Source organism: Agrobacterium sp. Ap1, assembly GCF_017313375.1.
GTDB classification, from domain to species: Bacteria; Pseudomonadota; Alphaproteobacteria; order Rhizobiales; family Rhizobiaceae; genus Neorhizobium; species Neorhizobium cellulosilyticum.
Genome location: NZ_JAFLMY010000039.1, coordinates 1 through 19,324, shown reverse-complemented (window position 1 = coordinate 19,324; position 19,324 = coordinate 1). Strand labels below are relative to the sequence as shown.

The window sequence follows — 19,324 nt, the reverse complement described above, 5'->3', positions numbered from 1 at the left end:
AGGAAAAAATCAATTATGTTAGGAATCGGGTTGCTCGACCGCTTCGCCGTACAGCGTTGTTATAGTAGCTCGAAGCCTGCTGCACGGATCGATGGCGTGATTGCTCCATCGCCTCTGGGAGCGGGATGCCCCGGTTTGCCGCCTCGGTCAAATACCCTGACCGCAACCCGTGCGCGGAGAACTCCCTTGGCTCCAGCCCGGCCATTTTGGCTCGCTGCTTGAGAATGGCATTGATCGACTGCGGGTCGAGCGCCCGCTTCGAAACGGTATTCCACTTGCCAATCCCCCGAAACACGCTGCCCTTTTCAATAGCTGCGGCTGCCATCCAGGCATTGAGCGCCTCCACCGGCTGGCCCGTCAGGTAGACGATCTCATCTTGTTCGCCCGTGGTTGTTTTCGTCCGGCCGAGATGAATGGCGAGAGAGGGGAGGGGAGGGGAGGGCCGTCTTCCACCTCGATCGGCTGCTCAATTGTCAATTGCTCGACACGAAGGCCGGCAATCTCGCTGCGTCGACGACCACCCGCGGCGAATGCTACCATAAGTATCGCCCGATCGCGAATGTCGCGCAGGCTGTTATCCGCGCAGGTCACCAGCAGCTTTTGAAGGATATCGCCTGTGACCGCCTTTGCGCTTTTACGACGGCGCGTCCGGGGAACGGCACGAACAGCCAACCGGATCGCCTGTTTGAGGGCAGGGGAGGCAAAAGCGCCGTTGAGACCGCGCCACTTACTCAATGTCGACCAGCTGGCCAGCCGGCGCCGCACCGTGGCGGGCGCGTGCGGACCGGTGGATTTCAGGAAACCCTGGCGGCGAAGGTTTTCGTCGACACCATCGGGCATGCCGTGATGAGGATCAGACGCACGCTTCTCCGGGTCCCACAGATGGTGGGCGACGAACTTTAGCAGCAGCGCCTCGGGCGCCGGCCAGGGCAGGGACTGTCCGGTGGCAGCCAGGCCCCAGGCTTCAAGATAGGCGAGGTCGGAGGTCAGCTCTCTCAGCGTATTGTCGCCCATTCCCTGGTTGACGAGATGGCGCAGCGTTTCGACGTCCTTATCGGTCAACAGCTCAGCGAGCTCGTCGCGGCGCTCGAGCGGCAGGACGGCGGCGATGGTGTCGAGTTCTTCGGCGCGGCGCTCGACGGCGTCCAACGATTTCCTGGTCATGGGCGCTCCAAAAGACGGATTCATGCGGCCTTGATGACCGGCGTTTAGCAGCGATTTTCAGTGATTTGCGACTCCAGATCAACTACCATCGATAAGCATTACTTATCATGGGAGTTGCAGCATTGTTTAACCCAGTGCCCACGCAGCAAATGCAATGAATATTCAGATTGCGCTGGGTTGTACTTACTAGACCAGACCGTCATTTTCACTCGTCCCTCGGCAACGTGGATGATAATCGTGGGCACCTTAGGAATTAGAAGGGACAGGATCTTTTAGTCTGAAGGCAGAGCGCGCCTACGGCCGGCCGCTGGATGTCCAGCGGAGGGCAAGTCGCCTTTTCTCATGGTCCACTGTTCCATCTACCGCAAAAGCATGGCTACAACTCCAGGATCGATCTCGCTCACACGCGAAAAGATCTGATCTGAGGTCAGGAATTTCCTGGGCGCTGACGTGGGTGATCAAATGAAGGGGATGAAGTGAACAAAAATCTCGAATACGGCATGTGGTTGAACGAGCCAGCGGTTTGGAAGGCGTCTCCAAGCACCCTCACCATGACAACCGACAAGAATACGGACTTCTGGCGGAAAACGCATTATGGCTTCAACCGGGACAGCGGACATATGCTCGGCATCCCTGCGACCGGAGACTTTACGGCAAGAGTGCGGGTGCAAGGTGAATTCCGGTCGCTCTATGACCAGGCTGGGCTTATGTTGCGCATCGATGCAGATCGCTGGATCAAGACTGGCGTCGAATTCACGGATGGCGAACGCTTCCTCTCCACCGTGGTAACGAACGGTGCATCCGACTGGTCGGTGTCTCAGCCGTTCGACGATCTCGAAGATTTCACCATCCGGATCACTCTTAGGGAGGGTGCCGCAAGAATCCAGGCGAGTTCGGATGGCCGCACCTGGCCTCTGCTGCGGCTAGCGGCTTTTCCGAGCGGTGAGAAGTACATGGTGGGACCTATGGCCTGCACGCCGGAACGTGCTGGTCTGAAGGTGCAGTTCTCCGAATTCTCTTTGGGCGACGCAATCACCACAGATCTACACGACTTGTCGGCCTAGCCTTTTTCCCGTCAGGCCTTATGGGACGTCGAGGCGACGACATTGATAGCAGAGGACAAATAGCGGATGGCGAGCTCGTTGCCTCTTTCTTGCGCCAACGCCAGCGCCGCACGTCAATGTGCCTCCAAACCATCGTTCCCTTCGGCGACCTGAGGCGACGAAGCTGCCATGACAGCCTCTGTGTAAAAGGTGGGAACGCCGATATCGTCACGGAGGCAGCGACCGAACGACACCAGCGACAAGGCTGACCCGTCGGGACGCAGGACACGGAAGCGACCACTCGAGGGCTCGCCTTTGACAATCGCCTGATGGACGCTGCCTGCTATCATCGCATATACAGAAACGTCCCCTCGGATAACTGGGCGGGCATTCACGCTAGTCAAATAGGAGCAAGACCGTGTCATCATCGCTGCGAGGATGCGCGACTTTCGCCTGGCAGTCCGACTACGGCCAGTTCTACTTGGTCGACCGAGCTGAGGATGGGTTCACGCCACCAGGCGAGATCACTTCCGAGATGGAGACGCGCAGCCTATCCGTGATGCCCAGTGGTTTGGTTGTCTACACCCAGTCCTGCCTTCAACAACATATCAGGATCGCAATCTATGACAGCGAACCGGAGCATCCGGTCACCGAGCCAATGAGCGGCAATCTGTGGACGCGCATAGAACAAACCCAAGCCTCGTTTCCATCGAAGTCGTTCGCGATATCCAGCCCCTCGCTGCCCGATCCGTTGCCATGCGGCCCTATTTTCCTCGTGGACAGCGTTGACTGCATGATCCAGATCAACTGGATGGAATTTCACGGCAGCAGGGATGAGAGCGTCCCAGTCGATCCGGACATCATCGATATTGCAATCTGGCCAGCCGCTACGTCGCGTGACGAAGCGCTTCAAAAAGGGGGCGAAGAGCTGGCGCAGCCTTTTGAAGCAACTCTTGGCGATGAGACCGTTGAGAGATCGTTTGCTCATTCCACCGATCCGGGACCGTGAGGGCGATATAGTTGATGGCTAGCACGCCTCGGCGAACTGCTTTGTTCAGACGCCGAAGGATGACAGGATCGGACATGGCCCGGTCCTTCCGGACGCGCACTCGCCCACGAGGCGCTTGAGTGCAACTCTGGCTTGATCCAGCTCAGCAATCCGAGCTTGGAGCGCCTTCAGTGGAATTTTCGCCCAGGCGGCGTGGACCTCTATCTGGGTACTGCCGCTCTTTCCGAGCGGGACTATGTCCACGAGGCCGTCGAACGGGCCGATCTCATCATCACGATCGGACACGACACGATCGAAAAGCCTCCCTTCATGATGAATGGCAACGGAGCGAAGGCCGTTCATGTCGGGTACCAGCCGGCCACTGTCGAGCAGGTCTATTTCCCTCAGGCCGAGGTGATCGGGGATCTCGGGCCCACCCTCAAGCTCCTGGCGGACCGGCTTGAGGGCAGGCTTCCAAACGCAAAAGCGCTGATCTATCTCAGGCAAGGGATCCTCGCGCGCATCGCCGACCGGGAGCTTGAAGCCCGCTTCACGCCGCAACGGATCGTCCACGACGTCCGCGCCGTTATGCCGACCGACGGGATCCTTGCCCTGGACAATGGCATGTACAAAATGTGGTTCGCGCGCAACTACCGGACCCATGTCGCGAATACACTGCTTCTCGACAATGCCTTGGCGACGATGGGAGCCGGGCTCCCTTCAGCGATGATGGCTTCCATGCTTTACCCGACGCGGCGCGTCATGGCGGTCTGTGGGGATGGCGGCTTCATGATGAACAGCCGGGAGCTTGAGACCGCCGTGCGTTTGCGGCTGAACCTCGTCATCCTCCTGATCAAGGACGATGCCTACGGTATGATCCGCTGGAAACAGGCGATCGATCGGTTCACCGATTTCGGGATGACGTTCGGAAACCCCGATTTCGTCAAATACGCCGAGGCTTAAGGCGCAAAGGGCACGCGTGTCGAGCACATCTAGGATCTGAAATCGACCCTGAACGACGCGTTCGAGATGGGCGGCGTGCATCTCGTCGAAGTTCCAATCGACTATTCCGAGAACGAGCGCGTGCTGGTCAAAGAGTTGTCAGCGAGGCTGCCGGTCGTCGAGGCGGCTCAGTAATCCTACCGATCCCAATCGGTGACCACCCGAATTCACCCCATCATGGCTCCCTGTAAGCTCACAGCCATCAACAACCGAAAGAAAGTTGCCAAGATGAAAACTCTTCTGATCGCTCTCGCCGCCAGCGCGCTTATAACGGCCCCCTCGGTTGCCCAGGACACTGTGCAGCAGACCAGCATCGCAACCACGCTCGCGGTCGATATCGCTCAGGCGGCCGTCTCTGCATGCACCGCCGATGGTTACAACGTGTCGGCCGCCGTGACCGACCGGTCGGGTGTCCTTCTTGCACTGGTGCGCTCCCAGAATGCAGGTCCGCATACCGTCAATGCGTCTACGCAGAAGGCCTTCACCTCGGCGTCGTCGCGCAATCCCACCAGCGCGATCGCCGAAAACGTTTCCAAGAACCCGGTTGCTGCCGGGATGGCGGATATCCCGGGCTTCCTCGTCCTGGCCGGTGGTGTTCCGATCAAGGCCGGCAAGGATACGATCGGTGCGATCGGCGTTGCAGGCGCACCGGGCGGCAATCTGGACGAGGCATGCGCAAACGAGGCGATCGAAAAGGTCAGCGCCCGCATCAACTAACCCCGCGATGTCAGGGGGCGTCGAACGAAGTAGCCGACGCCCCTGGGCCGCTTTCTCGCACGAGAGTTTTCCGTATGACTGGGTTCCTATAGTCTTTGCAACGTTCAAGGTTATCGCTTTGGGGGTGGCGATGTATTTCGCCGTCAAATGGCAGTACGACCAGGGAGAGAAGGGGACGACGCGAGCGTTGCTGCAAACCGGCGGCAAGGTGATCGCGTTGTTTACGATCGCGCTAGCTGCCGTCGGGCTTTTCGCGTTCTCCTTGAGCCGAATGCTCGGGTTGGACCTGAACCTACCGTGACACCATTGCAGCCACCTACGGAGGCGTGGTCTCCTGCAGGTTAGGTGGTTATCTTCCATATTTGTGATCAAGAGGACGCATCGGCCGTGGCAAAGCAATTCGAGAGCATTGACGCTCGTCTCAAGGACTTTATCGGTCGGCAGCATATCTTCTTCACAGCCTCGGCGACCGGCCAATCCCGGGTGAATATTTCGCCGAGGGAGACGGGCTGTCTGCGGGTGGTTGATGCAAATACGGTGGTCTATCTGGATAGGACCGGGAGTGGAAACGAGACCGCCGCGCATTTGCGCGCGGATGGTCGGCTGACGATCATGTTCTGTGCGGTCGAAGGGCCACCGATGATCTTGCGCCTTTACGGTCGCGGGCGGGCCATCCGCCGCGACAGTCCCGAATACGAGAATATCCTGATCAGCCACTACAACGGTTCGGAACCCTCAGGAGCCCGGCAGGTCATTCTGCTGGACATCGACCTGGTTCAAACCTCCTGCGGCTTCGGCGTCCCTCTGTTCGACTACAAAGCCGAACGGCCAAGCCTCGACCAATGGACCGCTGCAAAAGGCCCGGATGGTATCGAGGTCTATCGTCGGGAAAAGAATACATACAGCATGGATGGCCTACCCACTGGAATGTTCGACGACGCCTAGCCGAGCCGCGAACATTTTCGAGCCAGCTGGCTCGTATTAAGTAATAATGGCAGTTGGCGTGCCTTGCATTACCGATGCGCCATGAGCCAGATGCGGGTTTGCTCCGCGACTGCCGGTGTTCCGAGTTTCGTTGCGATGCTCGCCCGATGACTGTCGACGGTCCGGACCGACACGTCGAGCGCGGCCGCGATGTCCTTGCTTCCAAATCCTTTGGACACGAGCTCAATCACTTCCCGTTCCCGAGAGGTGAGATGCTTCAGCAACTGACTGTTCTCGTGGCAGATGAGAAGCTCGTCGAGCGCGGCCTCGCAAGTTGCAATCGTTTCCATCAAAAGATGCTCATCGACCGGCTTTGCAAGAAAGTCGACGACGCCGGCCTTGAATGCGCGACGGCATGCTTCCACGTCGCCGTGTCCCGTGATCATGATGGCCGGCCAGCGGATGCCGAGATCCTCAAGCTTCTTCAGAAGCTGCAGTCCGCTGATGGCAGGCATCCTGAGATCGAGGAGCATGACTCCCGGTTTCGACTTTTCCACATGGGCGAGCAGGTGGGCGGCATCAGGGAAGGCCGTGACCTCTTTGCCGTAGGTGGCGAGCAGAAGCGTCATGGCCTCTCGTACCGCGAGGTCGTCGTCGACGAGGTAGATCATGCGGGCTCTCCCAGTGGCAGGCGGATGACGAAGGTGGCGCCGCCGTTATTATGTGCCTCGAGACTGCCATTCATGCGCTCGATCAGTCGCGACGATAGAGGCAGGCCAAGGCCCATCCCGTCAGGTTTTGTGGTGAAGAATGGTTCAAAAATCCGATGGAGCGAGCCGGTCTCGATGCCTGGCCCATTGTCCGCGACCTCAATGGCAACGCCGTCTCCTTCGCGCCGAGCTGTCAGTGTAATGAGAGGAGAGGGACATCTGGCGACCGCATCCGCAGCGTTGCGAACGAGGTTATGAATAACCTGCTGAAAGGAAACCACATCGATCGGCACGACGGGCAGATCGGGGAAAATGACCATATTGAGGCTGATGGCCCGTGCTTTGATGTCCGCTTCGACGAGGCGCATGGCCTCGGTGATCGCTTCATCGAGGGGGACCATTTTGATATCGGCCGGCGCGCCCGAGATGTAGGCCCGCATGCGTCCGAGGATGTCCCCCGCGCGCTTGGCTTCGCGAATGTTGGCGTCGAGTGCCTTTTCGAGGATATCTTGGCGGCCGATGGCCAAGGCGCGTCTTGCCGCCTGGCTCTGACTGAGCATTGCTGTCACCGGCTGCGCTAGTTCATGGGCGATGCCGGAGGCCATCTCACCAAGAGCGTTGACGCGCCCTGCATGAGCGAGCATCGCTTCCTGCTTCAGTAGCGCTGCCCTTGCCTCGTGACGACGGCGTTCGGCCTGGGTTTCCCTATAGGACGCAACCAACCAGATGACCGCTGCCCAGCCAATTATCAGCGGAACGGCCAACCGAAGCGGAACGAGTTCACCGGGGCCAAAATACCGGCTGATTTCCAACTGGAGCGGTTGGGTATGGCTCGTCATCGCGATCCTTGTCGTGGCGGCCAGGAGCGCACGCTCGGTGCCACCGTGTGCAGCGAGCGTCTCGTCGTTCAACGTCAGCGTCGTGGAATAATCCCGGGATGCCCTCTCACCGTCCAGCAACGCATTGGCATCAATCCGCAGACGCAGGACCCGGCCGGGTTCGACAAGTTTGAAGATATCGTAGGCCTGCTCGCCGGGCAGGGCGCGGCTCGCGATATCGCCGACATTGAAGAGTTTTGGTAGTTCGGCGAGCGGGCGCCCGCTTTCCTCTGTGGCTCCGGCGGGCTTGCCATAACGGAAAATCCGCGCCGCACCGGCGTCGAGACGGAACGTGGCGATTTCGACGATACGGGGGTATCGGACCAGAATGTTTTCCGACAGGCCCTGAATGCTCGGCGACGGCTCTACTGGCGACATCCGGACGATTGCGCCAAGCGCGCTCAGATGCGCATCGTGCTGCGCCAGTTTTTCGGCGAGAAGCGTTTCGGTGCTACCTGCTCTCTCAAAGAGCTCCTGCCGACCCGACCGATATTCGACCGCAGCGAGAACCAGAACCGACAGCGCACTGGCCGCGACCCATATTACGGTGGCCATAGCGAGATGGGGTTGTTCGTTCAGAAATCGTCGCATTAGACAGGATGCCGCGAGACATCCACTCCGTGGGTGAGTGATTGATGGTCAAATCAATACTCATCGGGAGGAAAGCGGCAATCGGTAATCCTACCGGGACAGGATTGCCGCATCCCCGACGTTCAAACGATCAACCGTTGGTGTCGCTCAGGGTCTCGAACAGGAACCAGACACGCTTCTCGGTCTCATCGATCCAGTTCTCGGGCAGGCTGGCGGTCGCGACGTCGTTATACTCGTCACAGACGTTATGCAGCGAGCGCATGCTTGCGATAAGGCTGCCATTGTTGTCGCGCAGCTCGGCGAGCATTTCATGCGGATGGACGAAAACGGCGTCATTGTCGGCAATGCGTTGCTGCGCGAGATGTCGCCGATAGAACGCAGCGTCCTGCCGCCGACCTTGCGGACGCGCTCGGCCAACGGGTCGGTCATTGCAAACAGTTCGTCGCCATGCTCGTCGAGCAGCAGATGGTAGTCACGGAAATGCGATCCGGACATGTGCCAGTGGAAGTTCTTGGTTTTGAGATAGAGCGGGAACACATCCGCCAACACGGCGGTTGCGCCGGCGGAGATGTCCTTCACCGCGTCGCTACTCAGTCCTGTAGGCGTTTTCAGCGCAGCAGCGCCACGCAATTGACTGATTGGTCCATGGTCCTATTCCCTTTCTGGAAATGCATTGTCTATATCGCCCATGGCTGCGTCGGGGCAGTGCTTGCGCGGAGGCGGGGCGCGACCTGCCTAGTGGAGGTCGTCTAAGAGGGGCGCTGACGCCCCTCCCGTGTCTCCATTGGCCCAAGAGGGCTGCGGCATGGATCACCCACACCGGATCAGGTTCAGCCCTTGATGAAGGCCAGCAGATCCTCGTTCAGGACGTCTGCATTGACGGTCAGCATGCCGTGCGAGAAGCCGGGATAGGTCTTGATATGGCCGTTCTTCAGAAGCTTGATCGACTTCAGGGCCGCATCCGCAATCGGCACGATCTGGTCGTCTTCGCCGTGAAGCACCAGCGTCGGTAGGGTGATCGCCTTCAGGTCTTCGGTCTGGTCGGTTTCCGAGAAGGCCTTGATGCCGTCGTAATGGGCCTTGGCGCTACCGATCATGCCCTGGCGCCACCAATTCTGGATTACGCCTTCCTGCACCTTGGCGCCATCCCGGTTGAAACCGTAGAATGGGCCGGCCGGAACGTCGCGGAAAAACTGGGCGCGGTTGGCGGCAAGTGCCGAGCGGAAACCGTCAAAGACTTCGATCGGCAAACCCTCAGGGTTGGCAGCGGTCTTGACCATCAGCGGCGGTACGGCAGCGACGAGAACAGCCTTGGCAACGCGGCCGGCCTTCTGGCCATGCTTTGCAACATAACGAGCGACTTCCCCGCCGCCGGTGGAATGGCCGATATGGATCGCGTTCTTCAGGTCGAGTGCCTGGACGACAGCGAAGGCGTCGGCTGCGTAGTGATCCATATCGTGACCATCGGCGACCTGTGCCGACCGGCCATGGCCACGCCGATCGTGGGCGACGACGCGATAACCTTTCGAGAGGAAGAATAGCATCTGCGCATCCCAGTCATCCGACGATAGCGGCCAGCCGTGGTGGAAGACGATCGGCTGTGCGTCCTTCGGACCCCAGTCCTTGTAAAAGATTTCAGTGCCGTCCTTGGTTGTAACGAAGCCCATGTCGATATCTCCTTGTGATGAACTGTTAGTCGAAGAGGTGTGTGAGAAGGCGAGCGCCGGAATGCTCACACTGGCAAGTGCGAGGCTCCCGAGCAGGACGCTGCGTCTCGACACGAAAAACCGATCTGTATCGGATGCCATTGTATTTCTCCTGTCGCGCTGTGTTTGCGAATTCCGTATTTGACAAGGAGAGGGTATCGCGATCTTCTGGCAGAAACACGTGGCGGAAATGACTTTATCCGAGGCAAAAGTGGCAAAACGCAAAAAAGCTGATTTCATAGAGGTGGGGCTGCTGGTCTACCCGGATTGTCAGTTGGCCGCCGTCTATGGATTAACCGATCTGTTTCGCGTCGCCAGCGACTGGTCGACGAACCTGCAGACGCCGACAAGCCTTCGCACCATCCGCGTCAGCTACTGGAAGATGGAGGATGGAGATGTGTCCTGCACATGGGACTCACACCCCGAAATTGCGCACTCGCTGAGCTACGTTATCGCGCCGCCGAGCATCATCATGCCGGAGAAAATGCAGAGCATGAGCCCCGCGTCGCAATGGCTCGCGTCCCAGCATGCGCGCGGTGTGACCGTCTGTTCGATCTGTGCCGGTGCGTTTGTCCTTGCCGACACCGGGCTGATCGACGGCCGGCGTGCCACGACCCACTGGGCTTTTGCCGAAAGGCTTGCCGAACAGTTTCCCAATATCGACGTCTCGCCCGACAATATGATCATCGACGATGGTGACGTCATCACTGCCGGCGGCATTCTCGCCTGGGCCGATCTCGGCCTGCTGCTTGTCGAAAAGCTCCTCGGGCAGGCTGTGATGCTGGAGACGGCGCGGTTTCTCGTCGTCGATCCGCCGCGTCGCAGCCAGAGCCAGTACAAGGCGTTTCTTCCGCGCTTCGATCACGGCGACAAGGAGGTGCTGCAGGTCCAGCATCAGTTTCATGCGACACCGGAGCTGCAAAAATCGATCGGTGAACTGGCGGATAGCGTGCGGCTTTCGGAAAGGACGCTACAGCGCCGCTTTTTTCGCGCGACACGGCTGAAGCTGACCGAATATCTGCAGAACGTCCGCATCATGAAGGCGCGGCAGTTGCTCGAGACGACAAATGGTTCGGTCGAGAGCATTGCCTGGGCGGTCGGCTATACGGATCCGGCAGCGTTTCGGAAGGTGTTTGGCCGGTTGACGGGCGCGAAGCCAAACGTCTATCGTGGCGACGCGCGCATTTGATCACTTCGGAGATGCCCCATCGTAACGTGGGCTGCGATCTCCGCTTCGTCTTTGCAATGCATCTGGTGATCGACGGTGCTCTTGCTTCCGGCCAATCCCGGTTCATCGCCATGACGGAGCGTGAACCACCATCTGGAAGGCCCGGCCGGACGCCCAACGCTTTCAACGGAAAATCGCGCTGGTGTGGGTGGGCAAACGCGCGATCGATCATAACGGAATTTGTGGTCAGAAGCTTAAATCGCTCCGCGATGGACACCGACGGGTGGGCTATGTCGCGCCCGGCTTGGGCGATCGACAGCGGCCGCCACCGAAAGCTACCCGAGGATCCGAGCTGTCTGCACATCAGCTCGGATCAGAACCCGGGGGGCAATTCACGGCGGAGCCCGTGGTTGCGGCCATGTCAGGTGCGGGGCGCGGCCTCGCGACCGGCGTGAGGCAGCCGGAGCGCACAAAGCGCAGCGCTGCCCATCAGCGTCGTCAAAATGGCTTGGTCGGGAGGTAGTTGTTCCTCAGCCTTTGCCGGTGCGAAGCGGGTTGAATATCTCTATGCCGTAAAAGTCTTTCTCATTGTCGGTCACGACGATGCATCCGTTCGCCTGGGCTGTCGCCGCGATGATGGTATCAAGGCCACTGCGTGATCGCCCGATTGCTTTTCCTTCGGCCATCAATCGCGCCCATATGAGTGCCGCCGTTTCGTCAAAAGGTAGGATACGATTAGCAAAGAGATGCTGCGGCCCATCATCACCAACAAACCAGGTCTCGAGAGAAGTCCGCTTCTTGCCGGCGGGCTTGTCCAAGATGCCTTTGTGGATTTCAGCCACGGTAAGGGAAGCGATAAAAAGATCCTCGTCGGTCTGATCGGCCATCCACGTCATCAAAGCGGCCGATGGCTCCGGCTTCCTGCTCAGGATATTGGTATCGAGAAGGTAGCGCATTAAATATCGATCTCACGACCTTCTTCACGCTGACGAGAGATTTCAACATTAGCGCCGAGAAATGGCGAGCGACGAAGCGCTGCGAGAATTCCGCCTTTTTGGGGTGGCTCACCATTGATGGTATCATTCACAGCCGCACGTAGTTTGGCGGACTCCGGGCCATTTTCTGCGAGGCGGCGCGCTAACATTCTGATGAGATCAGGATCGGCGTCGCGGCCCAGTACCTCGAAACGAGCGAGCCCACGGTCACTCAAGCGGGATCTGTAGTTTTGAATTGCGCGGGTCTGGGAACTGGACATTTCGACCTCCCAGCTATTCCCGGTAATATAGCCGGAAAGGTTTCAGCCCACAAGACCAGCCCTGGACTTTGCTAAGATTTGCAAACCGGCAAATCTCCGGTCGATGGTTCGATTCCGCACATCAGATGGGATGTTTGCCGCCCTTCCCACCCGGCATCAATGTGCCAAAAGTGTAGTCTAGCTACGAAATGGAGAGCGGCAAATGAAGGATACAATGATCGGCATTGACCTGGCAATGAATACCATCGTGCTTCATGGGACGTCGATGACGGGCGATCTGCAGTTTCGCAAGAAGTTGTCGCGCGGTCAGTTCGTTCAATTCATGCTGCGTCATCCAGCCCTCCGTTGTCGTTCTGGAAGCTTGTGGCAGCGCTCACTATTGGGCGCGAGAATTGACGGCCTGTGGCCACGAGGTGAGGCTGATTGTGCCACAATACGTTCGCCCATTCGTAAAGCGGCAGAAAAATGACATGGCCGACGCCGAAGCGATCGCCATTGCGGCGCGTCAGCCGGAAATGCGGTTCGTAGAACCTAAAAACGCAGGACCAGCAAGCCAAGGCTGTGCTCTTTCGAGGTGAACTGCCCCCACTTTCGACCGGACACTCAGCATAAGCAGGAAGGCTCAAGCACAGGCTTGAGGATAAGCTTATGTCTAACGAGTTTCGACAGGTTGATCTGATGATCGGTGACGTCCGGCGGCGACGCTGGACAACGGAACGCAAACTGCAGATCATCGAGGAAAGCTATGCCCAAGGGGAGACCGTTTCCTCTGCGGCTCGGCGACATGGAGTTGCGCCAAATCTTCTGTACCGCTGGCGTAGGCTCCTAAGCGAGGGAGGTGCGGTGGCCGTGGATTCTGACGAGCCAGTGATCGGCAATTCCGAGGTGAAGAAGCTGGAAGATCGAGTGCGCGAGCTTGAGCGCATCCTCGGGCGCAAGACGATGGAGAACGAGATTCTCCGCGAAGCTCTTCCAAAGCCCACTCAAAAAAACCGATATCGCGGCCGATCTTGTTGCCGAAGGACGGTTCCCGATGAAGACGGTACCAGATGTCCTGGGCGTATCGCGTTCGGATCTCGTCGAGCGTCTTAAAGGCAAGTCCAAGCCGCGTGGGCCGTATCTCAAAGCGGACGATGCCGAACTGCTGCCTGCCATTCGCAGACTTGTGGATGCTCGGCCGACCTACGGCTATCGGCGGATCGCTGCCCTTCTCAACAGGCAGCGGCGAGCCGCCGATCTGCCCGTCGTCAATCGCAAGCGAGTGCATCGCATCATGGCCAATCACGCCATGATCCTTGAGAAACACACGGCGGTGCGAATTGCTCGTGTCCACGACGCAAGGTCATGGTGATGCGGTCTAACCTTCGCTGGTGCTCGGACGGGCTTGAGTTCACTTGCTGGAATGGCGAGGTGGTTCGTCTCGCGTTCATTATCGATGCGTTTGACTGGGAAATTATCTCATGGGCAGCCGTCGCCAATGCCGGGATATCCGGCTCCGACATTCGAGACATGATGTTGGAGGCCGTCGAAAAGCGCTTCAACGCAACCAGTGCCCCGCACGCAATCGAACATCTGTCTGATAACGGCAGTGCATACACCGCGAGGGAGACCAGGCTGTTTGCTCAAGCGCTCAACCTGATCCCATGCTTCACGCCCGTTGCCAGCCCTCAGTCCAACGGCATGTCGAAGGCTTTCGTCAAAACCTTGAAGCGGGACTACATACGCATCTCACCCATTCCGGACGCCGAAACAGCTCTCCGGAAGATCGACGGATGGATCGAAGACTATAATGAAATCCATCCACACTCAGCGCTGAAAATGGCCTCCCCAAGGGAGTTCATCAAATCATTGTCTCAATAGCTGATCTGTCCGGCGAAATGGGGGGCACTCCACGAGGACGGGAACGGCTTGTTCATCAGCGTACTGAACTGGTGAACGCGCTGCGAGCAGTGCTCTATGAGTTTTGGACAGATCGTTCCGCAGGGCATAGCCCATATCAAGCGCATTGATGCTATCATCGCCGATGACGGGATAGAGTTACCGGGTATTGTGCGGGAAGAATGCCGTGATCTTCTGGTGCAGATCGACGAAAAAACAAACCGCATCAAGGATGAAGACGACCCAACTGACTGACCTTCCAGGAATGGCATTGCGACAAAGCGTCTTCAGACCATGCCGCGTGTCGGTCCTATGATCTCTCTGGCAATCGAAGCATTTGCACCCGCAATGGCGAGCTTCCGGTCTGGTCGTGATTTTGCAGCCTGGCTTGGCCTCGTGCCACGACAATTCTCTTCTGGAGGCAAAGAGCGGCTTGGTCGTTTGTCTAAACCGGGGCAGGCTGACATCCGCAGGCTTTTGATCATCGGCGCCATGTCACAAGTGCGAGTGGTGAGCCGTAAACCAACGCCAGGCTCCTGGCTCGCACGCATGCTGATACGTAAACCGAAAATGCTTGTCGCCATTGCTCTGGCCAATAAGATGGCGCGGAAAATCTGGGCCATGCTGACGAAAAAGGAAGATTACCGGGAGAACCTATTGGCAGCAGCGGCATGATCGATGCTGTGCAGAATACGATGCTTCCGGTGAAAGAGGTATGAGAAGTCGATGACCTGAATGGGCGCAATGATCGAACCGATGTGGATCAGGAAAACCAGGAAAAACTTGTGAGCGTTGCAGCTCGCACATCAGATTTAGATCTGATCGGCAGATCACCATACCGGCCAGCGGTCTTGCGAAATGCTGCAATGAAAGGCCTGACAGAAGACCGCACTCGACCACACGTTCAGATGGGCAAAAACTTCTTGCACTATGGGCGGCAACCACAGAAGGTTTTTTGTCAATGGTTCATCTTGGTGGCATCGCAAGCCTCCTGCGTTTGCGGATCCACGGTCTGAGCCCACCGCTTTACCGGCTTGTTATTGAGCCTGTACAACCAACAGAGAAGCTTCACCGACCGCCTGGGCTACAAATAAAATGCTATCCAGAGTGCTCATTGACGACATGTACTGATTCCACCGGTAGAATATTAGAGAATCGCAATGCACCTTCAAGCGCAACTTCAATCTGTGCTGCTTGCGCTGGGAACGCGTTCTGTCGAACACCTTATAAAGCAGGGAATACCGCTTCCAACGTACGTTCAGCCGACCGCACGAATAGGCATAGGTCTCGCCATAGCGCCCCACCACACCACGCGTCACCTCCGTTTTCGCCAGCATGATCCGCTCGCGCTCGAACAAAACGGTCAGCTGTACTCCGGTGCGGCGGGGCGCGTGGCGGAACCTTTCTCAGTGTTTCCGGTTTCTCAGCCACCGACCTTGTTTTGTCCATCTCAAGGTAGGTTCCTCGGCCCCGCTGCGATCCGAAAGCTGCAGCAGGGCTTTTAACGCCATGCGATGCGGTCGCTTGCGGCAGCGATTTGACATCCCGTGCCCAAGCCATCTAGCATGGCTTCCGGTGGAGTAAACCCCGGCGAGACGCGAGGCTTAATCGGCTCTACCTTCATGTCACTACCACCCCATAGGCAAGAACACCGGGTTTTCATGAAGAGATTTATCGAAGAGCAAATCGCTATCTATCAAGCGGGAATCGCCGAAATAGTAAGCCGCCGAAGAGATCTCACGGCGGAAGAGATTCACCCGACCGCTCAAGATGAAGACGCGCGGAATTTGATCGCATATCGCGCTTCTCTTCGAACCTTGCGAAGTGTGCATGAAAGACTTCAGCACACGGAGGACATGGCTGCAAATAGAGATCCAAGAGAAACACCTTAACATCTGAACGAAGTAACGAGATGAATCCCGTTTATGGGGACACTGCCTAGGGCTTTGCCGAGATTTCTGATGCGATGAGGTACAGGTGACCAATGCGCTATCGTCAGGATTATTCAGTAGCAGAATGCGAGCGTAAGCACACGCAAAAAAAATACAGAGGCAGCGCCCGCAAACTGCTATTGCGTGAGTGCCGCACAAGCTTGTTCGCGTAAGCGGCAATGTAGCTCTGTCAAATCCTCGCCTATGCGATAAACAGAGTTGTGAAAAGCAGCGGCCCACACAGGAGATCATTCATGGCTGACGAGAACATTACGAGCAATATTACGAGCGCCGTTTCCCCTGAAACCACGGCACCTAAAGCAGAAAAAAAGACACGCGCGCCGCGACGTCCGAAGGTAGTTGCAGAGGCGGTAACGCCTGTTGTTCCTCCCGACGTTGCTGACGCACCAGCCAAGGCTGCTCGCGCTAAGCGCGGTACAAAGGCTGCAGCCTCAAAAGCCGCCAAATCCAGCGAAGTTACGAAGCCGGCGGCGAAGGCACCACGTTCGGTAACTAAAAAGGCAGCAGCTCCAGTCGAAGCGATCGACGATATCGCCGATTTGCTCAAGCTCGAAGAAGAGAACAAAAACCTGCGTAAGCAGTTGGCCATGAAACTGCGCGATGAAAACGCGGACCTTCGCAAGCGCCTTGGCCAGAAGTGACGCGTAAGAAAGCTCAAAGGCCTCTCAACAAAGGCATTTGATGAACCTGTTTGCCGGGCTCCATCTTCTGAGCCCGGCACCGTTGAAATTGCGACCGCATATGTGTCGCTCATAGATAATGAGGTTGAGATCCGATGAGAACACCATGGAGATTTTTTTCAAACTTGGTGTTGCGAAAAGCACCTGAGGATCAGAAATCCGGATCAAGAGATAAGGCTCGTAACGTTATCGCGATTGAGCATCGTCCTGCCGAAGATCAAGCGATCGCAAATGCGGGCCTCGATGGCTCTACCGTTGTGCAAAGCGGCACAGACACGGTTGCGCCAGCAGCGGAGCGAGTGAAAAACGGGCCGCTGACGCCAGCCGAGCTAGCATCTGAAAATGCGGAACAAACCGTTGCCTTGAACGATGCGCAGAATGCAGTAGCGATTGAGGCTGCGAATGATATTGACCCAGATCACCCCAATGACTCTGCCGTTAGCGACGTCGCAGAAACTGGACCTGTTGAACTGACGGCGAAGCCGGAACGGATGAAGCGTTCCGTAAAAGCGCCGGTGGCGCATCTCCCGACAACGCTTCCTGCAGAAGCCCACACCGCGAAGCCAGTGGCCGAAAGCACAATTGAGGGAGAGATCTTTCAACTCAACCAGGAGATTTCCGAGTTGAGACGTTGTCTCTCTGAAAAACTTGTGATTCAAAACGCGCAGCTGAAAAGGCTGCTCGACCGATTTCAGGATTGAAAGCGAACGTGGAAGGCCGACCACTCACGGGTCTTCGGCCTAATGCCTTGGTCGCGTGCAGATAGTCGAATGTGTTCTCCGATCCGGCAAACCGTAGATGTAGCAGCTTGCCGGTCGCGTCATCGATATAGGCGAGCAGGGTGCATTTGGGACCACGGTTCTCGAACCACCAATGATGCGAGCCATCGATCTGCACCAGCTCGCCAAAGCAATCACGTCGGCCGCGTGGCTGGAAAACCCGCTTCTTGCGTTCCCGACGCGAGATCCAGATGCCAGCCTCGGTCATCCATTGCCGCAGCGTCTCCTTGGCGACAGAAATCCGGTGCAGCTCGATCAACTTCTCACGCGCCAGCGTCGGACCGAAATCTAGATAGCCTTCGCGGATCAGATCCAGCGCCGCATTGCGAAACTCCTCGCTGTGGCGCCGGTTGCTCGGACGAGATCGCTTCCTGGAAACGAGCCCGGCCGGACCATCCCGGTCATAGGCTTGTAGCAGCCGATGGACCTGGCTTCGACTGAGGTCGAGCCGTTCGGCGGCCTCGACGACGGTCAGGCGTTCGTCACGGATCGTCTGGATAAGCTCGAGGCGATGCAATTCTTTCTGCGACATGGTGATCAAACAGGACATGACGACTCCGATCGCTCATGGTCTCGACCAGGCTGAAGATCGTCATCCTTGCTCCCAACGTTGGCTTTGACCAGTGCGTCGAGAGGCGAGACTGTCGCATCTCTAACTGGCCCAACTGTCGCATTACTAAACAGCCGTGTTGGTTCCAGCTTGAATGCAACGCTGCTCGAAAATCTACATGCATTGCCGTTCTAAAGCCAATAGATGCCGGCTGAACATCTCCTTGGGCGTCTGAAACCCCAGGCACTTGAGCGGCGTGTCGTTCAGCCGATCACAGAGGGATCGGATCTGCTGACTGCTGACCTCAAGCACAATCGTTTCCGGCGGCAGGTAACGGCGGACGCGCTTGTTGGTATTCTCCACCGTCCCTTTCTGCCAAGGCGCCTGCGGATCGCAAAACCAGGCTGCCGTTCCCATGCCGTGCTCCAACTCGCGCCATGAGACAAACTCCAGCCCTCGATCGAATGTCAGGCTCTGGCGGGCCAGCGCGGGCAGGGGCGCCAGATGGCGGATCAACTGGCTCATGATTGGCTTCGATCGCCTGTCGTTGTTGCGAAACAGCAGGGTATAGCGGCTCTTGCGCTCGACGACGGTCGTGATGTTGGCGGCACCGTGCTCCTTCCTGAAGATCATCAGATCTGCTTCCCAGTGACCGAACTCGCTTCGCGAATTGATCGCTTCCGGCCTGTTGCGAATAGCGCATTCGTTTGGAAAGACGAGGCTTCTGGGTTTGCGTGCGTATCGCGGCCGCCGCCTGCGGCGGCGCTCAGGCAGGTGCCGGCCCAGTTGCTGATCCTGACCCTCCCGAGAATAGACATACTGGTAGATTGTCTCATGGCTCAGCCGAGCCGTTGCGCCACTGGCAAGCCGCAGCCGACCGGAAATCTGCTCCGGCGACCAGCCGTCCTTGAGGCGATCGATAACGGCTGCACATAGACTGGGGTCACGCAGGAGCTTGCGGTATTTGCGCCGCCGGTCAGACGCCATTCCATGCGCTGTGACGTGCCAGTATCCTTCGGCGATCGGAACCTCGCGGTCGTGCCAGAAATTCCGTCGCAGCTCCCGGCAGATTGTCGACCGGTCGCGGCGAAGGGTACGTGCGATCTCGGCCTGACTGATCTTCTTCTCATGCATACGCGAAATGATGCGGCGTTCGTCCAAACTCAGCTGCACAAAAGAGCGGGCCATTCCATCCTCCTGAAACCATGGCCATTATTGTCTTCGTTGCATTTGAAAATGGAATCTGCCCCGGCTACATACAGTGTGGCGGCAAGGTTGAAATGTCCGACGATTTGCAAAATAGAAATGTCCAACTGATCGCCATACGGCACACCGACCA

General features: G+C 57.7%; 16 protein-coding genes and 7 pseudogenes. 13 read left to right on the top strand and 10 right to left on the bottom strand.

Annotated elements, in window-relative coordinates:
- Positions 1–13: 13 nt before the first annotated feature.
- Positions 14–1,164 (bottom strand): annotated as a pseudogene (locus JZX87_RS29775) (tyrosine-type recombinase/integrase).
- Positions 1,165–1,664: 500 nt separating this feature from the next.
- Here JZX87_RS29775 and JZX87_RS29770 point away from each other — a divergent pair.
- The 6 genes and pseudogenes from JZX87_RS29770 (at position 1,665) to JZX87_RS29745 (ending at position 5,859) form a co-directional block, all read left to right on the top strand.
- Positions 1,665–2,228 (top strand): DUF1349 domain-containing protein, encoded by a 564-nt coding sequence (locus JZX87_RS29770; RefSeq protein WP_148148775.1) that lies wholly within the window; start codon positions 1,665–1,667, stop codon positions 2,226–2,228.
- Between the two features lie 397 nt (positions 2,229–2,625).
- The gene (locus JZX87_RS29765) at positions 2,626–3,216 is read left to right on the top strand and encodes a hypothetical protein (RefSeq protein ID WP_148148762.1); all 591 of its coding nucleotides are present in this window, start codon (positions 2,626–2,628) and stop codon (positions 3,214–3,216) included.
- Positions 3,217–3,399: 183 nt separating this feature from the next.
- Positions 3,400–4,332, top strand: a pseudogene (locus JZX87_RS29760) (thiamine pyrophosphate-dependent enzyme); the annotation flags it as partial.
- 93 nt (positions 4,333–4,425) lie between these two features.
- Complete coding sequence (locus JZX87_RS29755; protein WP_148148763.1) at positions 4,426–4,914, top strand: GlcG/HbpS family heme-binding protein; 489 nt, start codon at positions 4,426–4,428, stop codon at positions 4,912–4,914.
- Positions 4,915–5,044: 130 nt separating this feature from the next.
- Positions 5,045–5,215 (top strand): hypothetical protein, encoded by a 171-nt coding sequence (locus JZX87_RS29750; protein ID WP_183688555.1) that lies wholly within the window; start codon positions 5,045–5,047, stop codon positions 5,213–5,215.
- Positions 5,216–5,301: 86 nt separating this feature from the next.
- Positions 5,302–5,859, top strand: coding sequence for a pyridoxamine 5'-phosphate oxidase family protein (locus tag JZX87_RS29745; protein ID WP_148148764.1), 558 nt, complete (start codon positions 5,302–5,304; stop codon positions 5,857–5,859).
- A gap of 68 nt (positions 5,860–5,927) precedes the next feature.
- Here JZX87_RS29745 and JZX87_RS29740 read toward each other — a convergent pair whose 3' ends face one another.
- The 4 genes and pseudogenes from JZX87_RS29740 to JZX87_RS29725 form a co-directional block, all read right to left on the bottom strand.
- On the bottom strand, positions 5,928–6,509 hold the full coding sequence (locus tag JZX87_RS29740; RefSeq protein WP_206829464.1) for a response regulator transcription factor: 582 nt from the start codon (positions 6,507–6,509) through the stop codon (positions 5,928–5,930).
- Entirely contained in the window at positions 6,506–7,981 is a 1,476-nt protein-coding gene (locus JZX87_RS29735) for a sensor histidine kinase (protein WP_206829463.1), read from the bottom strand. Before JZX87_RS29735 ends, JZX87_RS29740 begins: the two co-directional genes overlap by 4 nt.
- Positions 7,982–8,147: 166 nt before the next feature.
- Positions 8,148–8,656 (bottom strand): annotated as a pseudogene (locus tag JZX87_RS29730) (Dps family protein).
- Positions 8,657–8,847: 191 nt separating this feature from the next.
- A complete protein-coding gene (locus tag JZX87_RS29725; RefSeq protein ID WP_206829470.1) occupies positions 8,848–9,684 on the bottom strand; it encodes an alpha/beta fold hydrolase in 837 nt (278 codons plus the stop codon).
- Between the two features lie 250 nt (positions 9,685–9,934).
- Here JZX87_RS29725 and JZX87_RS29720 point away from each other — a divergent pair, with 250 nt between their 5' ends.
- Positions 9,935–10,912 carry a GlxA family transcriptional regulator gene (locus JZX87_RS29720; RefSeq protein WP_353654298.1) on the top strand — a complete coding sequence of 326 codons (978 nt, stop codon included), beginning with the start codon at positions 9,935–9,937 and terminating at the stop codon, positions 10,910–10,912.
- A gap of 509 nt (positions 10,913–11,421) precedes the next feature.
- On the opposite strand, the gene JZX87_RS29715 is transcribed toward JZX87_RS29720, so the two are convergent.
- Together JZX87_RS29715 and JZX87_RS29710 are read right to left on the bottom strand one after the other, a co-directional pair.
- Entirely contained in the window at positions 11,422–11,847 is a 426-nt protein-coding gene (locus JZX87_RS29715) for a type II toxin-antitoxin system VapC family toxin (protein ID WP_206829461.1), read from the bottom strand.
- A complete protein-coding gene (locus JZX87_RS29710; protein WP_206829460.1) occupies positions 11,847–12,146 on the bottom strand; it encodes a hypothetical protein in 300 nt (99 codons plus the stop codon). Before JZX87_RS29710 ends, JZX87_RS29715 begins: the two co-directional genes overlap by 1 nt.
- A 335-nt stretch (positions 12,147–12,481) precedes the next feature.
- On the opposite strand from JZX87_RS29710, the pseudogene JZX87_RS31680 reads away from it, so the two are divergent.
- The 4 genes and pseudogenes from JZX87_RS31680 to JZX87_RS29690 form a co-directional block, all read left to right on the top strand.
- Positions 12,482–12,682 (top strand): annotated as a pseudogene (locus JZX87_RS31680) (IS110 family RNA-guided transposase); the annotation flags it as partial.
- A 112-nt stretch (positions 12,683–12,794) separates the two neighbouring features.
- Positions 12,795–14,006: pseudogene (locus JZX87_RS29700) on the top strand (IS3 family transposase).
- Between the two features lie 96 nt (positions 14,007–14,102).
- The gene (locus JZX87_RS29695) at positions 14,103–14,279 is read left to right on the top strand and encodes a hypothetical protein (RefSeq protein WP_206829459.1); all 177 of its coding nucleotides are present in this window, start codon (positions 14,103–14,105) and stop codon (positions 14,277–14,279) included.
- 57 nt (positions 14,280–14,336) lie between these two features.
- A complete protein-coding gene (locus JZX87_RS29690) occupies positions 14,337–14,699 on the top strand; it encodes a transposase (RefSeq protein ID WP_206829458.1) in 363 nt (120 codons plus the stop codon).
- Between the two features lie 512 nt (positions 14,700–15,211).
- Here the strand turns inward: JZX87_RS29690 and JZX87_RS29685 are convergent.
- Positions 15,212–15,409, bottom strand: a pseudogene (locus JZX87_RS29685) (ISNCY family transposase); the annotation flags it as partial.
- Between the two features lie 800 nt (positions 15,410–16,209).
- On the opposite strand from JZX87_RS29685, the gene JZX87_RS29680 reads away from it, so the two are divergent.
- Positions 16,210–16,617, top strand: coding sequence for a SyrB-like regulator (locus JZX87_RS29680; RefSeq protein WP_206829457.1), 408 nt, complete (start codon positions 16,210–16,212; stop codon positions 16,615–16,617).
- Positions 16,618–16,751: 134 nt separating this feature from the next.
- A complete protein-coding gene (locus JZX87_RS29675) occupies positions 16,752–17,357 on the top strand; it encodes a hypothetical protein (protein ID WP_206829456.1) in 606 nt (201 codons plus the stop codon).
- Between the two features lie 43 nt (positions 17,358–17,400).
- Here the strand turns inward: JZX87_RS29675 and JZX87_RS29670 are convergent.
- Both JZX87_RS29670 and JZX87_RS29665 read right to left on the bottom strand, forming a co-directional pair.
- Positions 17,401–17,985: pseudogene (locus JZX87_RS29670) on the bottom strand (helix-turn-helix domain-containing protein); the annotation flags it as partial.
- Between the two features lie 174 nt (positions 17,986–18,159).
- A complete protein-coding gene (locus tag JZX87_RS29665) occupies positions 18,160–19,173 on the bottom strand; it encodes an IS30 family transposase (protein ID WP_206829455.1) in 1,014 nt (337 codons plus the stop codon).
- Positions 19,174–19,324 lie beyond the last annotated feature (151 nt).

What these genes read in the sequence shown, in the direction of transcription:
- JZX87_RS29770 (WP_148148775.1), top strand. Translation starts at nt 1,665, where the DNA reads ATGTGGTTGAACGAGCCAGCGGTTTGGAAGGCGTCTCCAAGCACCCTC.
- JZX87_RS29755 (WP_148148763.1), top strand. Translation starts at nt 4,426, where the DNA reads ATGAAAACTCTTCTGATCGCTCTCGCCGCCAGCGCGCTTATAACGGCC.
- JZX87_RS29750 (WP_183688555.1), top strand. Translation starts at nt 5,045, where the DNA reads ATGTATTTCGCCGTCAAATGGCAGTACGACCAGGGAGAGAAGGGGACG.
- JZX87_RS29740 (WP_206829464.1), bottom strand. Translation starts at nt 6,509, where the DNA reads ATGATCTACCTCGTCGACGACGACCTCGCGGTACGAGAGGCCATGACG.
- JZX87_RS29735 (WP_206829463.1), bottom strand. Translation starts at nt 7,981, where the DNA reads ATGGCCACCGTAATATGGGTCGCGGCCAGTGCGCTGTCGGTTCTGGTT.
- JZX87_RS29725 (WP_206829470.1), bottom strand. Translation starts at nt 9,684, where the DNA reads ATGGGCTTCGTTACAACCAAGGACGGCACTGAAATCTTTTACAAGGAC.
- JZX87_RS29715 (WP_206829461.1), bottom strand. Translation starts at nt 11,847, where the DNA reads ATGCGCTACCTTCTCGATACCAATATCCTGAGCAGGAAGCCGGAGCCA.
- JZX87_RS29710 (WP_206829460.1), bottom strand. Translation starts at nt 12,146, where the DNA reads ATGTCCAGTTCCCAGACCCGCGCAATTCAAAACTACAGATCCCGCTTG.
- JZX87_RS29695 (WP_206829459.1), top strand. Translation starts at nt 14,103, where the DNA reads ATGAGTTTTGGACAGATCGTTCCGCAGGGCATAGCCCATATCAAGCGC.
- JZX87_RS29690 (WP_206829458.1), top strand. Translation starts at nt 14,337, where the DNA reads ATGATCTCTCTGGCAATCGAAGCATTTGCACCCGCAATGGCGAGCTTC.
- JZX87_RS29680 (WP_206829457.1), top strand. Translation starts at nt 16,210, where the DNA reads ATGGCTGACGAGAACATTACGAGCAATATTACGAGCGCCGTTTCCCCT.
- JZX87_RS29675 (WP_206829456.1), top strand. Translation starts at nt 16,752, where the DNA reads ATGAGAACACCATGGAGATTTTTTTCAAACTTGGTGTTGCGAAAAGCA.
- JZX87_RS29665 (WP_206829455.1), bottom strand. Translation starts at nt 19,173, where the DNA reads ATGGCCCGCTCTTTTGTGCAGCTGAGTTTGGACGAACGCCGCATCATT.